Consider the following 14,221-nt stretch of genomic DNA (forward strand, 5'->3'; position numbering starts at 1 on the left):
GATGGGCGGAAAGCGAGAACCAGGTCGGCGAGGTCCCGCGCGGCCTGGGGTCGTGCCAGGGATGCCGCAGCGCGGGCCGCTTCGGCAAGCCTTTCCGGCGAGCCCAGGAAATCCGCCAGCAATTCCGCCAGACGTTCCGGTGTCGTACTGGCCTGGGGCAGGATCAGCGCGGCCCCGGCCTCGGCCAGCGCCCGGGCATTGGCGAACTGGTGGTTGTCGATGGCCGAGGGCAAGGGCAGCAGCAGCGAGGGCCGCCCGGCGCAGGCCAGCTCGGCCACCGTGGAGGCGCCGGAGCGCGCGATGACCAGATGGGCATTGGCCAGCCGCCCGGCGATATCGGGGAAGAAGGGCGAGAGCTCGACCGGGATTCCCGTATGCGCATAGGCGGCGCGCACGCGCTCCAGATCCTCGACCCGGCATTGCTGGGCGACGAGCAGGCGCGAGCGGATGGCCTCGGGCAGGGCCGCGATGGCCGGCGGCACGAGGTCCGCGAAGACCCGCGCGCCGAGCGAGCCGCCCGTCACCAGCAGGCGCAGCGCGCCATCGGCGGGCGGATAATCGGCGCCCACGAGCGCCGCGAGGGCCGGGCGGACGGGGTTGCCCACCACCCGGACCTTGGCGTTGCGCGGCACCTTGGTCGTCTCAGCATAGGCCAGGGCCAGCAGGTCGGCCCGTGGCGCGAGCGCGCGGTTGGCGCGGCCGAGCACGGCGTTCTGCTCATGCAGGATCACGGCCGGGCGGCGCTGTCCCAGGGTCAGCGCCGCCAGGGCCGGAGGGATCGCCGGATAGCCGCCGAAGCCCACCACCGCCGCCGCGCCCAGCCGCTTGAGCAAGGCGCGCGCCGTGAGCGTGCCGGAGGCGAGCTTCATCGCGCCCTTGGCGGCGCGCAGCAGGCTGCGCCCGGCAATGCCCTCGCCGCTTAGGACGAAGCGCTCGGCGCTGGCGAAGGCGGGGCTGTCGAAGGCGGCGGAGCGCGCATCGGTGAAGAGCACGATGCGCTCGCCGCGCGCGGTCAGCTCGGCCGCCAGGGCCTCGGCCGGGAAGAGATGCCCGCCCGTGCCGCCGGCCGCGATCGCGATGGGGCGCACCAGGGGGCCTCTCATGACGGGACCGGCGCGCGATGGCCGGCGGGAAGGAAGGTTGGGGCCTCCTCGGCCCGCGCCGTGCGGCGGCGGGTGAGGGCGAGCAGGAAGCCCATGCCCACCGCCAAGGCGATGACCGAGGAGCCGCCGTAGCTCACGAAGGGCAGGGTCATGCCCTTCGTGGGGATGAGGTGCAGGGAGCTCGCCATATTGATGAAGGCCTGGAGCCCGAACTGGGTCAGCAGGCCGGTCGCGGCCAGGGTCACGAAGGGGTCGCGCTCGTGGCGAAGGCGCATGAGGCCGCTGATCACCACGAAGGCGAAGACCGCGAGGATCACGAGGCAGACGACCAGGCCGAATTCCTCGCCCACCACGGGGAAGACGAAGTCGGCATGGGCGTCGGGCAGCACGTCCTTCACGCGGCCCTCGCCGGGGCCGCGGCCGAGCAGACCGCCATTGCCGAAGGCCTCGAGCGACATGCGGATCTGGAAGTTGTCGCCGGCCTCGGGGTCGAGGAAGCGCTGGACGCGGCTGCGCACGTGGGGGTGGAACATATAGGCCAGCACGCCCAGCACCGGCGCGGCGAGGCCGCCGATCAGCACCCAGAAGAGATTGATGCCCGAGACGAAGACCTGCGACATGAAGACCATCACGATGACCGCGAGCATGCCGATATCGGGCTGTTGCTTCAGCAGCATGGCGACCATGCCGATCAGGCCGAAGGCGATGATCAGGCCAGGGAAGTGGCGTGACCGCCGCCCCTCGGCGATCAGCCAGCCGCAGGCCACGGCGAGGCAGGGCTTGAGGAATTCCGAAGGCTGAAGCGACAGGCCCGGAATGGGAAGCCAGCGCCGCGCGCCCTTGATCTCGACACCGATGACCAGCGTCGCGGCCGTCAGCGCCAGCGCGCCGAGCGTGCCCAGCAGCGCCAGGCGCAGCACCCAGCGCGGCGTGCAGAGCGAGCAGGCCACCATCACCGCGACCGCGATCGCCGAATAGAAGACCTGCCGCAGGAGGAACATGTGGCGCGAGGAGGCGCCGATGCGCTCGGCGACGGCCGGCGAGGCGGAGAGCATCATCACATAGCCGATGGCGATCAGCGCCATCAGGGCCGCCAGCGTCCAGCGGTCGACGCTCCACCACCAGCGGCCGAGAAGCGAGGTGTCGTTGCGCGAGACCGCCATCAGGCTTGCCCTCCGGGCAGGTTCCGCACGAGCGCGCGGAAGGCGTCGCCGCGCTGGTCGAAACCGGTGAACTGATCCCAGGAGGCGGCGGCCGGCGAGAGCAGCACGACATCCGCGGCGCCGGCGAAGGCCGCCTCGGCGGCGGCCTCCACGGCCTCGGCCAGGGTGTCGAGGCGGCGATGCGCCACGCCGTGCTCGGCCAGGGTCGCGGCGAAGATTCCGCCGTCCTGGCCGATGAGGAAGGCCTGCGCGACGCGCCCGAAGAGCGGCGCGAGCGGCTCGATGCCGCCCTCCTTGCCCGTGCCGCCGGCGATCCAGACAACGCGCTCGTAGCTCGCCAGCGCCTTCGCCGTGCTGTCGGCATTGGTGGCCTTGCTGTCGTTCACGAAGCGGACGCCGCGGATCTCGCCCACGAGCTCCTGCCGGTGCGGCAGGCCGGGATAGCTCCGCAGCCCATCGGCCAGGTCGTTCCGGCGCAGGCCGAGGGCGAGGGCCATGGCGCAGGCGGCTGCCGCGTTCTGGGCGTTGTGCGCGCCGGGCAGGGTGGGGCAGGTGGACAGGTCGGCGAGCAGGCCGGGCTCGTCGCGCAGCAGGCTGCCGTTCGCCCAGACGCCGCCCGACTGCGCCGTATGCGCGGAGATGGGGATGAACTGGCCCGCGAGCTCGTCGCGCAGGCTTGCCGTCTCAGGGTCGTCCATGCCGAGGACGGCCGTATCCTCGGCGCGCTGCGTCGCGAAGATGCGGGCCTTGGCGGCGCGGTAACCGGCCATGTCGCCATGGCGGTCGAGATGATCGGGGCTGAGATTCAGCATGGCCGCACAGTTGAATCGAAGGGTCTCGATTCGCTCTAGCATGTAGGAAGACATTTCCAGGGCATATATCCCATCGTCGCCGAGGATGGGCATGTCCAGCGCCGCGGGGCCCAGATTGCCGCCCGCCTGGACGGGAAGCCCGGCCCGCGCGATCAGATGGGCCAGCAGCGCCGTGGTCGTGCTCTTGCCGTTGGTGCCGGTGATGCCGGCGAAGCGCGCCTTGCTGCCGGAGGCGCGCACCGCGCGATACAGGAAATCCACATCGGCCAGGATCGGCTTGCCCGCCGCCCGCGCCGCCGCCGCCGCCGGATGCACGCGCGGCAGGCTGTGCGGGATGCCGGGCGAGAGCAGCAGCGCGTCATAGGTGAAATAAAGGGCCGGATCGGCCACATGCAGCCCGGCCGCCGTGGCTTCGTCGCGGCCCGGCGCCTTATCGTCCCAGGCGGTGACCTCCGCCCCCCAGTCCCGCAGACGGCGCGCCGCCGGCAGCCCGGCCTTGCCGAGCCCGACGACCGCGATCCGCTGCCCCAGGAAGGGCCATTGGCGCTCCTGCGCCGTCACCGGATCTTCAGGGTGGAAAGGCCGACCAGCGCCAGCACCATCGCGATGATCCAGAAGCGGATCACGATGGTGGGCTCGGCCCAACCCTTCTTCTCGAAATGGTGGTGCAGCGGCGCCATCAGGAACACGCGCCGGCCGGTCCGCTTGAACCAGAAGACCTGGATGATGACCGACAGCGTCTCGACGACGAAGAGCCCGCCCACGATGGCCAGCACCATCTCGTGCTTGGTCGCCACCGCCGTCGCGCCTAGGGCGCCGCCCAGAGCGAGGCTGCCGGTGTCGCCCATGAAGACGGCGGCCGGTGGCGCGTTGAACCAGAGGAAGCCGAGTGAGGCGCCGATCAGCGCCGAGCAGAAGACCGCGAGCTCGCCCGCGCCCGCCACGCCGTGGAGCTGCAGGTAATCCGCGAAGACGCGGTTGCCGACGAGATAGGCGATCAGCGCGAAGACGGCGGAGGCGATCATCACCGGCACGATGGCGAGCCCGTCCAGCCCGTCCGTCAGGTTCACGGCATTGCTCGCGCCCATCATCACGAACATGGCCACGAAGGGAAAGGCGAAGCCGAGCGGGATCAGCGTGCCCTTGAGGAAGGGCACCGCCATGTTGGTGGAGAGGTTCTCGGGCAGCATCAGCGAGAAGCAGACGCCGGCGGCGAGCGCGATGACGCCCTGCGCGATCAGCTTCTGCTTGCCGGAAACTCCCTTGGTGTTGCGCTTGGTGACCTTCAGCCAGTCATCCGTGAAGCCGAGGGCGCCATAGCCCAGCGTCACCAGCAGCACGGTCCAGACGAAGCCGTTGCGCAGATCGGCCCAGAGCAGCACGGACAGCGTCACCGACAGCAGGATCAGCACGCCGCCCATGGTGGGCGTGCCCTTCTTGGTGAGGAGATGGCTGGCCGGCCCGTCCTCGCGGATGGGCTGGCCATGCGGCTGGAAGGTGCGCAGCCAGTCGATGACCCGCTTGCCGAAGACCAGCGAGATGAACAGCGCCGTCATGCAGGCCGCGCCGGCGCGGAAGGTGGTGTAGCGCGCCAGGTTGAACAGGATGAACTCGTCGGCCAACGGGCCGAGCAGCAGGGGGATCATGAAATCTTCCTCTCGGCGCCGGATATCGCGCGGATGATCTCGGCCATGCGCATGCCGAGCGATCCCTTCACCAACACCGCATCGCCGTCGCGGAGGGCCGCGGCGACGAGGGGCGCGAGGCTCGCGGCGTCTTGTGTGTGCGCCCCGCGGTGCGTGTCCGGCAGGGCGGCGAAGAGATGCCCCATGAGGGGGCCGCAGGCATAGACCAGATCGGCCGCGCTGGCCGCATCGGAGGCCAGCGCCGCATGCAGGGCCGGGCCGAATTCGCCCATCTCCAGCATGTCGCCCAGCACGGCGATGCGGCGGCTCGCCTTCTGCTGTTTCAGCACCGCGAGCGCCGCGCGCACGGCGGTGTCCGAGGCGTTGTAGCTCTCGTCCAGCAGCAGGGCGGTGCCGTTGTCGGGGGTGGAGACGCGGCGCATCTCGCCGCGCCCGGCACCCGCGCCGAAGCCCGAGAGCGCGGCGGCCGCGAGGCCCGCATCCCCGCCCGCGGCCTGGATGGCGGCCAAGGCGGCCAGGGCGTTCATCGCCATGTGTTTGCCGGGCTGGTCGAGGCGCAGCGTGACGTGGCGCCCCGCGAGATCGAACTCGGCCTCGCTGCCCGCCTCCGTGCCGCGCCAGGCCAGCAGCCGGGCGGTGGCGCCGGGGTCCTCGCCGAAGCCCACCACCTGCGCGCCGTAACGGGCGGCGATGTCGGCCATGCGGGCGTAATGGGGGCTGTCCAGCGGAAGAATCGCGATCCCGCCGGGGAGGATGCCCGCGGCGATGTCGGCCTTCTCCTCGGCGATGGCCTCGAGGCTGCCGAGATGGCCGATATGGGCGCTGCCCACCGTGGTCACGATCACAACGCCCGGCCGCGCCAGGCGCGAGAGCGGTGCGATCTCGCCGCGATGGTTCATGCCGATCTCGACGGCCGCCCATTCGCTGCCGCGCGGCATGCGGGCGAGGGTGAGCGGCACGCCCCAATGGTTGTTGTGGCTGGCGGCCGAGGCGTGGGTGGGGCCCAGCGCCGCGCAGGCGCGCCTGAGCATCTCCTTGGTCGTCGTCTTGCCGACGCTGCCGGTGACGGCGATGATCTTCGCGCCGCTGCGCGCGCGGCCGGCTTCGCCCAGCGCGGTCAGGCCCGCCAGGGTGTCCGCCACGCGCAGGATCGGTCCCACGGCCCCCACATCGCGATCCACCATGGCGGCCGCGCCCTTGGCGAAGGCCGTGCCGACGAAGTCGTGCCCGTCGCGGGTGTCGCGGAGCGCGATGAAGAGTTCGCCCGCGCCGACGGTCCGCGTGTCGATGGAGATGCCCGCGATCTCCAGGGCATCGTCGCAGGCCCCTCCCGTCGCCTCGCGCAGCTCGGGGCCGGTCCACAGAGCGCTCATGATGCAATTCCCGCGAGGCGGCGGACCACCTCGACATCGTCGAAGGGGGTGGTGATGCCGGCGATCGTCTGGCCGCTCTCATGGCCCTTGCCGGCCACGGCCAGCACGTCGCCCGGCTTCAGCGCGGACAGCGCGGCGGCGATCGCGCCCTCGCGCTCGCCGGCGTCGCGAGCGCCGGGGGCGGCGGCGAGGATGGCGGCGCGGATGGTTGCCGGATCCTCGCTGCGGGGATTGTCGTCGGCGATCCAGAGCTGGTCGGCCCCGAGATGCGCGGCCGCGCCCATCAGCGGGCGCTTGCCAGGATCGCGGTCGCCGCCGGCCCCGAAGAGGACATGCAGCCGCCCGCCGGGCGCGACATGCGGGCGCAGCGCCGCCAGCATTCGCTCCAGCGCGTCGGGCGTATGGGCGAAATCGACATAGACGGCGGCGCCGTTGGGCAGGGTTGCGGCCAGCTCCATCCGCCCGCGCACGCCCCCCAGTCGCGGCAGCAGCGCGAGGGTGGCGGCCACGTCCAGCCCCAGCCCGATGGCCAGCCCCGCGGCGACCAGCACGTTGTCGGCCTGGAAGCGGCCCGGCAAAGCGAGGGTGATCTCCGCGCGTCGGCCGAAGGCGTCGAGCGCGATGACCTGGCCGTCCGGCAGCGGACGCTGGGCGAGGAGCCGGATGTCGCTTCCCGCCTCGCCCACCTCGATGCCGCGCAGCCCGCGCGCGGCGACGATCCCGCGCAGCGCGGCCAGGGTCTCGGCGTCCATGTCGGCGTGCAGCACGGCCGGCGCGCCGGCGGGCAGCAGCGTGTCGAAGAGGCGCAGCTTCGCCGTGCGATAGGCCGCGAGGGTCTCGTGGTAGTCGAGATGGTCGCGCGTCAGGTTGGTGAAGGCGCCGGCGGCGATCCGCACGCCATCCAGCCGCCGCTGGTCGAGCCCGTGGGAGCTCGCCTCGATCGCCACGTCGGTGATGCCCGCGCCCTGCAGCGCCGAGAGCGTGGCCTGCAGCGTCACCGGATCGGGGGTGGTGAGGCTCGGCCCCGTCGCGAAGCCCTCGGCCACCAGGCCGATCGTGCCCAGCGAGGCCGACCTGCGCCCCGCCCCGGCCATGATCTGGCGGTGGAACTCGGCCGTGCTGGTCTTACCGTTGGTGCCGGTGACGGCGACGATCCGCTCGGGCTGCGGGCCGTGGAAGGCGGCGGCGACGAGGGCGAGGGCGCGGCGCGGATCGGCGGCGCGCAGCAGGGGGCGCGGCGGAACCCCGTCCGGCCATTCCGCGCCTTCGGGGGCGAGGATCGCCGCGGCGCCGGCCGTCACGGCATCGGCGATGAAGCGCGTGCCGTCGGCCTTCGCGCCCGGCAGGGCCGCGAAGAGGAAGCCCGGGCGCACGGCCCGGCTGTCAGCCGTGATTCCGCTGATGTCGGCTGAGCCTGAACCGCTCAGCCCGGGGCAGAGGGCGCGGAGCTCATCGAGTTGCACGGCCTGTCTCGGGGGGCTGGGGGAAAGGGGAAGGCATGTGCAGCACCAATCGCGGCATGGCGATGCCGTCGGAGGCATCGGTGCGGCGCAGGGGAGGGGCCTGCGGCTCCGCATTGGGGATGGAGCGCGGCGCGACGGCCGGGACGCGCGGCGCGGGCGCGGGGACAGCGGCCGGGGACGCGGCGGCGCGCGGGGCGGCAGGGCGGGGCGGGGCGCCGCCGACGGCGCCGCTCAGCGACAGGGCGATGGTCTGCTGGATCTGCGCCATGCGCTCGATCTCGGGCACCAGGCCCAGGATGGGCGCAGTGCGTTCGATCACGCGGCGCGCGGCCGGCGCGGCCACATAGCCGGCGGTCGCGTAGCCGCCCGTATCCGCGCGGCCCTTGGGGTCGTCCACCAGGATGTGCAGGGCATAGCGCGGCGCATTGATGGGGAAGGCGCCGATGAAGGAGGAGATGCGCTGGTTCTCGAGATACTGCCCGCGCGTGCCGACCTTCTGCGCCGTGCCCGTCTTGCCGCCGACGAAATAGCCCGGCGATTCCGCCGAGCGGGCGGAGCCGTCGGTGACCGCGATGCGCATCAGCCGGCGCAGGTTCTCCGAGGTCCGCTCGCTGATGACGCGCACGCCCTCGCGCTCCTGGCCGGGCGGGACGGCCAGCACGGTGGGCTGGCGCAGGATGCCGCCATTGGCCAGCGCGGAGACGCCGGTGACGATGTGCAGCGGCGTGACCGAGATGCCCTGGCCGAAGGCGATGGTCATGGTGTTGATGTCGCGCCAGCGCCGGGCGGAGGGCGCCAGCGGCGCGGCCGCCTCCGGCAGCTCGACGCCGAGCCGCGAGAGCTGGCCCAGGCGCCCGAGGAACTCGCGATGCCGCGTGATCCCCTGCGCCATCGCCATGTGCGCGGTGCCGAGGTTGGACGAATAGGCGATGATCTCGGGCAGCGAGAGCCAGCGGTGCTTGCCGTGGAAGTCGTCGATCTGGAAGCGACCGATGCGGATCGGGCGGGTGGCGTCGTAGCCCGAGCTTAGCGTGACATTGCCGGAATCCAGCGCCATGGCGGCGGTGAAGAGCTTGAAGGTCGAGCCCGGTTCGTAGACGCCGGTCACCGCGCGGTTGAAGCGCTGCTCGGCCGGCGCGGTGGCGAGATCGGCGGCGGCGAAGTCCGGCAGGCTGACCATGCCGATGACCTCGGCGGTGTTCACATCCATCAGGATGGCCGAGCCGCCGATGCCGCTGAAGCGGTCGATGGAGAATTCGAGGGCCTCGCGCAGCTCGCGCTGGACGCGGATGTCGATGGACAGGCGCAGCGCCGTGGTGCTCACGCGCAGGCGCTCGTCATACCACTTCTCGACGCCGGCGATGCCTTCGCCATCCACGTCCACGGCGCCCAACACATGGGCGGCGTCGCGGCCGCGCGGATAGGTGCGGCGCTCGGCCGTCTCGAAGTAAAGGCCGAGGATGCCGAGGTCGTTGATCGCCTGCTGCTGGCGCGGCGTGATGAAGCGGTCAAGATAGGCGAATTGCCGCGGCGGGCTGAGGCGCGGAAGCAGGCGCGCGCGGTCCAGATGCGGCAGGATGCGGTGCAGTTGGTCGGCAACCTGGGCCGGATTCTCGATCTCGCCGGGGCGGGCGTAGAGCGCGGTGCCGCGCACGGTGACGGCCAGGATCTCGCCATTGCGGTCGGTGATGGCGGCGCGGCTGACGGGGGGCTCCGGAGGCGGCAGGCGCGGCGTCTGCGCGATGCGCGAGGCGGCCGGCGACAGCACGGTCGCATCGGTGAGCTTCGCGGCGACCGCGACGAAAAGCAGGCCGAAACCGAGCGAGGCGAAGGCCAGGCGCGTGCGCATCTTGCGCATCTGCGCGGCCTCGACGGAGGCCACGCGCACCAGCGCGCGCGAGGGACTTTCCCGCGTGTGGTGGACCTCGCGCGCGTAGAGCTCCTGCGCCGGCGGGGCGACGGGCATGGGCTGCCCGTCGAAGCCGAGGGGCCGGGCGTCCGGGGCGGGAGGCTGGACGTCGCTCATCGGCCGAAGGGCACGGGGGGCGGCAGGCTCATCCCGCCGCCGATCAGCGAACCGCCCGAGGCCGCGGCGGGCTGCACATGCATCGCCGTGCGCAGCGGCGTCGGCGGCGCGGAGACCTGCGCCTGGGCCAGCTGCGAGGGACGCGGGGCTTCGGCGCGGGCGCGCGGCGCCGGCCGCGGCGCTTCGGCGAGGCGTGCGACCGGGGTGGCGACGGGAGCCGCGACGGTGGCGGGACCGGCGATCGGCGGCAGGGCGCTGGCGCGCGTCGTGGCCCCCGCGGTCGCAGGACCGGCGATGGGCGGCAGCGCGGCGACCTCGATCCGCGGCGCGGCGGGCGCGCGCGGCGCGGCGGCGGCATGGCGCACCGTGGCTTCGATCGCGGCGGGCGCAGGGGGGAGCACAAGGGCGGGCGCGGCGGCCGCGACGACGACGGGCGCGTGCGCCGGGGCCACAACCGGCGCCGCAACCACCGGTGCCGCGGCCGCGGCGACGACCGGCGCCTCGATCACGCGCTGCACGGGCGCGCCGCGGCGTGCCGGCGCATCGGCCTGCATCGAGGCGATGTTGAAGACGAGCACCTCGCCCGGCGCGGAGGGCGCGTCGGCGCGGCGGCGGAAGCCGGTCGAGGCCTCGGCCACGAAGGCCACGGCCTGGGGCATGCGGCGCTGCGCGTCGTCGAGGCGCTGGAACTGCGAGGGCTCCATGGGCTGCATCTGGGGCAGGTAGCTGGACACCATGCTGCGCAGGCGGTCCTGGTCGTTCAGCCGCGCCCATTCGGCCGAGAGCGTCTGCGTGCGCGAGCGTTCGCCCTCGATCTCGCGGGTCACGCTGCGCAGCTCGCGATCGAGCTTGGCCACCTCCTCCTTGGTATGGAAGACGTAGAGGCCGGAGCCGAGGAAGGCCGCGAAGGTGACGAGGGTCAGCGGGTGGATCATGCGGCGCGGCTTTCGGGCTTGCGGAGCAGTGCGCGGAGATGGGCGGAACGGGCGCGCGGGTTGTCCGAGGTCTCGGTGGAGCCCGGACGGACGGAGCGGGGCGTGAGGATGGTGAACTCGGTCGCGGCGCGGGGCGCCAGCAGCGCGGCGGGGCCGTGGCGCGACTCTCCGGGCGTGCGCCCGGCGGCTTTCTGGAAGGCGCGCTTCACGATCCGGTCCTCGAGGGAATGGAATGATACGACAACGATTCGGCCTCCCGGCGCCAGCAGGCTCAGAGCCTGTTCGAGAACGCGCTCGATTTCGCCGAGCTCGTCGTTCACGCGGATGCGCAGGGCCTGGAAGCTGCGGGTGGCGCCGTGGATGCCGGAGGGGTCGCGCGGCACGGAACGGCGGATCACCTCGGCGAGCTGCAGCGTCGTCTCGAAGGGCGTCTCGGCACGGGCCTTGACGATGGCGCGGGCGACGCGGCGCGAGAAGCGCTCCTCGCCGAACTCCCAGATGAGGTCGGCCAGCTCGCCTTCGGAGAGGGTGTTCACGAGATCGGCGGCACTCGGGCCGGTGCGGCCCATGCGCATGTCGAGCGGGCCGTCGAAGCGGAAGGAGAAGCCGCGCTCGGGCGTGTCGATCTGGAAGCTGGAGACGCCGAGGTCGAGCACCACCCCGTCCAGCGCCTCGATGCCGGCGGCAGCGAGATGGCTGCGCATGTCGCCGAAGCGGCCCTCGATGAGGTGCAGGCGGCCGGGATGCTCGGCGGCCAAGGCGGCGCCGCGGGCGATCGCCTCGGGATCGCGGTCCATCGCCCACAGCGTGCAGGGCGCGGCCTGGAGGATGGCGCGGGCATAGCCGCCGCCGCCGAAGGTCCCGTCGAGAATGGTCTCGCCGGCCTGGGGGGCCAGATGCTCCAGAACCTCGTTCAGCAGGACAGGAATATGGCTCATCAGGCGTCGCCCCCAGCGGCACGGGCGCGCGCATTGTCGGTCAGGAAGGTCCGGGCCTTGTCGATCAGCGCCTCGGCGGCCGCGGGCTCCCAGAGCTCGAAGCACTTCATGCGGCCGAGGAAGGTGACGCTGTCGGTGAGGCCGGCGAAGGAAATCAGCTCGCTCGGCAAAATCATGCGGCCGTCGGGGTCGGGGGTGATTTCCAGGGTGTCCGAATAGAGCGCATAGGCGCGGAACTCCTCTTCCTCGGTCGGCTCGTCGAGCGGGCCGTGGGAGTCGAGGGAGGTGTCGAAGGTGGAGGCGGGCCAGGCCTCGATGCAGGCGTGGCGCGTGGAACGGCGCAGGACGAGGCTGTCTCCGGCAAGACGGGTGCGGAACAGGGCCGGCACGCTGCAGCGCCCCTTCTTGTCCAGCCCGTTGATGAATTTGCCCCGAAATTGGGTCATCGTGCCGACAGATGCCCCTTTCGAATGCGCAAAGGGGGAATGTCGGCTGGGTTCCTTGGGTCGGGAGCAGCGGCCGACGAGATCCCCCCCGGAACCTCGTCGGCTCGCCCGACCAGCCCTTGTCCGGATGCTCGCCCCCCCGAGCGTCTCATCCGTATTGGGCTGAAATGGTTTTATCTGGGTCGATATGGGCAATCAAGGGATAATGACTCAGGCTCAAAGGGCTCGAGAGATACATTCCTGAGCTTTGACAGTGGCTTGATGATCACTTTTAAAATTTTACCTTCGGCGCCAAACACCCTTTTTGGGGAGTGTGGCGGGGAAGACACAGATTCGCGCTTGACCACCGCCGCGAGGTCGGCGCAACAAGCGCGCGGTGCCGGGTGGCTGGACGGCCGCTGGTCCTGCGAGCGATCGCGGGGCTGGAGGAAAGTCCGGGCTCCACGGAAATACGGTGCCGGCCAATGGCCGGCGGGCGAGAGCCTAGGGAAAGTGCCACAGAGAACAGACCGCCGTCCCAGCCTCGGTTTCGGCCGGGGTGCGGGCGGTCAGGGTGAAACGGTGGGGTAAGAGCCCACCGCGCTTCCAGCAATGGCGGCGGCACGGCAAACCCCACCGGGAGCAAGGCCGAATAGGGAGGGCAGCGCAAGCAGGGGCATTTCCGCCTCGTCCTCCGGGTTGGCCGCGCGAGGCTCGCGGTAACGCGGGTCCCAGAGGAATGGTCGTCCATGGCCCCAAGGTCAAAAGCCTGGGGGCCAAGACAGAACCCGGCTTACAGGCCACCCGGCATCATTGTTTTGCGCCCTCGGACGGCGGCGGCGCCGTCCGCTGTGCGGGCGGCATCCGCGCGGGACGGACGCTTCCGGGATCAGCCGATGGCAGTCAGGACGCCCTGCATGCGCGCCAGCGTGCCGGCATCCGCCACGCCGTTCACCTGCTCCGGCCGCCAATGGCGCTGGAAGGCCGTGACCAGCACCGGCAGCTCCAGATCGGTGCGGTAGCCGATCCGGCCAAGGAGCGCGCGCGCATCGCCCTCCGCCGGCCCGTCCACCTTCGGCCAGAGCCCGATGCCGTTCGCCGCCAGGCCCTGCCAGTCGAACAGCTCGCCCGGATCCTGCTTGCGGTCGGGCGACACGTCGCTATGGCCGACGACGTTGCACGCGGGGATCGAATGACGCCCCAGGATCTCCAGGCAGAGATCCGCCACCGCCGCCATCTGCATCGCCGGGAAGGGGCGATAGCCCCATTCATGCCCCGGATTGACGATCTCGATGCCGATCGAGACGTCGTTCAGCACCTCGCGCCCACGCCAGTGCGAGACGCCGGCATGCCGCGCCCGCAGCGCCTCGGGGACGAGGCGGAAGACCTGGCCGTCCTCCTCGACCACGTAATGGGAGGAGACCACGGCCTGCGGGTCGCGCAGGCGCTCGATCGCCGCCCGGCCCGAGGTCATGCCCGTATAATGCAGGATCAGCGTGTCGATCGCCGCGCCCTCGGGCCGGGTATCGACATTCGGCGAGAGGAGCTCCGTGACGCGGAGGCTCAAAGCTTGCGCTCTCTCTTGATCCGGTCCCAGGCGTTGTTGATCTCGGCCACCTTGCCCGTGGCCCGGTGGATCAGGTCCTGAGGAGCCCCGCGCGAGGCCATGGCGTCGGGATGGTTCTCGCGCATCAGCTTGCGCCAGGCGGTGCGGACCTGCTCGTCCGTCGCGTCCTGGGGCAGGCCCAGCACGGCATAGGCGTCCACGCCCGGCATGTCGCCGGCCCGCGCGCCGGGGCGGGCCTGGCCGTCGCGGGCGCGCTCCCATTCGCGCGCCTCCAGCCTGAAGCCGGTCTGCACGCGCTGGAGGAAGCGGACCTCGCCACGGGTCAGCGGTCCATCGGCGCGGGCGATCTGGAAGAGGGCGCTCAGCACATCCTCCAGCACGGCCTTCTCGGCGGCGAAGGCCTCGCCCAGCCGGTCGGCGAAGGTCTCGTAATCGGCGGAGGTCTGGCGCGCCTCGTCGAAGAGCTCGGCCACGTCCTTCATGTTCTGCGGCGGGATGCGGAACATGCGCTTGAAGGCGTCGATCTCGGCGCGCACCACGGGGCCGTCGCATTTGGCGAGCTTGGCCGAGAGCACCACCACCGAGATGGCGAAGAGCTGCTCGCGCGAGCCGAGGGCGGCGGCCATGTTGGCGGCGTTGGGACCGAGGCGCGTGGCGCTGTCGGCGGCATGGCCGGCCATGGCGCCCATGAGGGCGCCGACCGGTCCGCCCGTCGCGAAGCCGGCGATTCCGCCGATGATCTTGCCCCAGAAGCTCAACATCGACCCCTT

11 protein-coding genes, 1 other RNA gene and 1 pseudogene are annotated in these 14,221 nt (G+C 71.8%); 1 reads left to right on the top strand and 12 read right to left on the bottom strand.

The genetic code is table 11. The annotated features are described in order from the left end of the window. Positions 1-32: 32 nt before the first annotated feature. From murG to ACO057_RS03230, 10 genes and pseudogenes are all read right to left on the bottom strand, one after another. Positions 33-1,103 (bottom strand): annotated as a pseudogene (gene murG, locus ACO057_RS03185) (undecaprenyldiphospho-muramoylpentapeptide beta-N-acetylglucosaminyltransferase); the annotation flags it as partial. Further along, positions 1,100-2,269 carry an FtsW/RodA/SpoVE family cell cycle protein gene (locus tag ACO057_RS03190; RefSeq protein WP_421988923.1) on the bottom strand — a complete coding sequence of 390 codons (1,170 nt, stop codon included), beginning with the start codon at positions 2,267-2,269 and terminating at the stop codon, positions 1,100-1,102. The pseudogene murG and the gene ACO057_RS03190, both read right to left, overlap by 4 nt. Continuing rightward, on the bottom strand, positions 2,266-3,639 hold the full coding sequence (murD, locus tag ACO057_RS03195; RefSeq protein ID WP_421988900.1) for a UDP-N-acetylmuramoyl-L-alanine--D-glutamate ligase: 1,374 nt from the start codon (positions 3,637-3,639) through the stop codon (positions 2,266-2,268). Before murD ends, ACO057_RS03190 begins: the two co-directional genes overlap by 4 nt. Then, on the bottom strand, positions 3,636-4,724 hold the full coding sequence (gene mraY, locus ACO057_RS03200) for a phospho-N-acetylmuramoyl-pentapeptide-transferase (protein ID WP_421988901.1): 1,089 nt from the start codon (positions 4,722-4,724) through the stop codon (positions 3,636-3,638). The genes murD and mraY overlap by 4 nt, the downstream gene beginning before the upstream one ends. Continuing rightward, the gene (locus tag ACO057_RS03205) at positions 4,721-6,097 is read right to left on the bottom strand and encodes a UDP-N-acetylmuramoyl-tripeptide--D-alanyl-D-alanine ligase (protein ID WP_421988902.1); all 1,377 of its coding nucleotides are present in this window, start codon (positions 6,095-6,097) and stop codon (positions 4,721-4,723) included. Before ACO057_RS03205 ends, mraY begins: the two co-directional genes overlap by 4 nt. Further along, positions 6,094-7,638, bottom strand: a complete 1,545-nt coding sequence (locus tag ACO057_RS03210; RefSeq protein ID WP_421988903.1) for a UDP-N-acetylmuramoyl-L-alanyl-D-glutamate--2,6-diaminopimelate ligase — start codon at positions 7,636-7,638, stop codon at positions 6,094-6,096. The genes ACO057_RS03205 and ACO057_RS03210 overlap by 4 nt, the downstream gene beginning before the upstream one ends. Further along, positions 7,547-9,586: a peptidoglycan D,D-transpeptidase FtsI family protein gene (locus ACO057_RS03215; RefSeq protein WP_421988904.1), complete on the bottom strand. Its 2,040-nt coding sequence runs from the start codon at positions 9,584-9,586 to the stop codon at positions 7,547-7,549. The genes ACO057_RS03210 and ACO057_RS03215 overlap by 92 nt, the downstream gene beginning before the upstream one ends. Next, a complete protein-coding gene (gene ftsL, locus ACO057_RS03220; RefSeq protein ID WP_421988905.1) occupies positions 9,583-10,521 on the bottom strand; it encodes a cell division protein FtsL in 939 nt (312 codons plus the stop codon). The genes ACO057_RS03215 and ftsL overlap by 4 nt, the downstream gene beginning before the upstream one ends. Next, complete coding sequence (rsmH, locus tag ACO057_RS03225; RefSeq protein WP_421988906.1) at positions 10,518-11,459, bottom strand: 16S rRNA (cytosine(1402)-N(4))-methyltransferase RsmH; 942 nt, start codon at positions 11,457-11,459, stop codon at positions 10,518-10,520. Before rsmH ends, ftsL begins: the two co-directional genes overlap by 4 nt. Continuing rightward, a complete protein-coding gene (locus tag ACO057_RS03230; RefSeq protein WP_421988907.1) occupies positions 11,459-11,905 on the bottom strand; it encodes a division/cell wall cluster transcriptional repressor MraZ in 447 nt (148 codons plus the stop codon). The genes rsmH and ACO057_RS03230 overlap by 1 nt, the downstream gene beginning before the upstream one ends. Before the next feature lie 379 nt (positions 11,906-12,284). On the opposite strand from ACO057_RS03230, the gene rnpB reads away from it, so the two are divergent. Continuing rightward, positions 12,285-12,696, top strand: an RNA gene (gene rnpB, locus ACO057_RS03235) — RNase P RNA component class A. Between the two features lie 77 nt (positions 12,697-12,773). Here the strand turns inward: rnpB and ACO057_RS03240 are convergent. Beyond that, positions 12,774-13,451 carry an N-acetylmuramoyl-L-alanine amidase gene (locus ACO057_RS03240; protein WP_421988908.1) on the bottom strand — a complete coding sequence of 226 codons (678 nt, stop codon included), beginning with the start codon at positions 13,449-13,451 and terminating at the stop codon, positions 12,774-12,776. Beyond that, positions 13,448-14,209: a TerB family tellurite resistance protein gene (locus ACO057_RS03245; RefSeq protein ID WP_421988924.1), complete on the bottom strand. Its 762-nt coding sequence runs from the start codon at positions 14,207-14,209 to the stop codon at positions 13,448-13,450. Before ACO057_RS03245 ends, ACO057_RS03240 begins: the two co-directional genes overlap by 4 nt. Positions 14,210-14,221: the final 12 nt, after the last annotated feature.

Source organism: Roseococcus sp. (genome assembly GCF_965227005.1).
Lineage (GTDB): Bacteria > Pseudomonadota > Alphaproteobacteria > Acetobacterales > Acetobacteraceae > Roseococcus.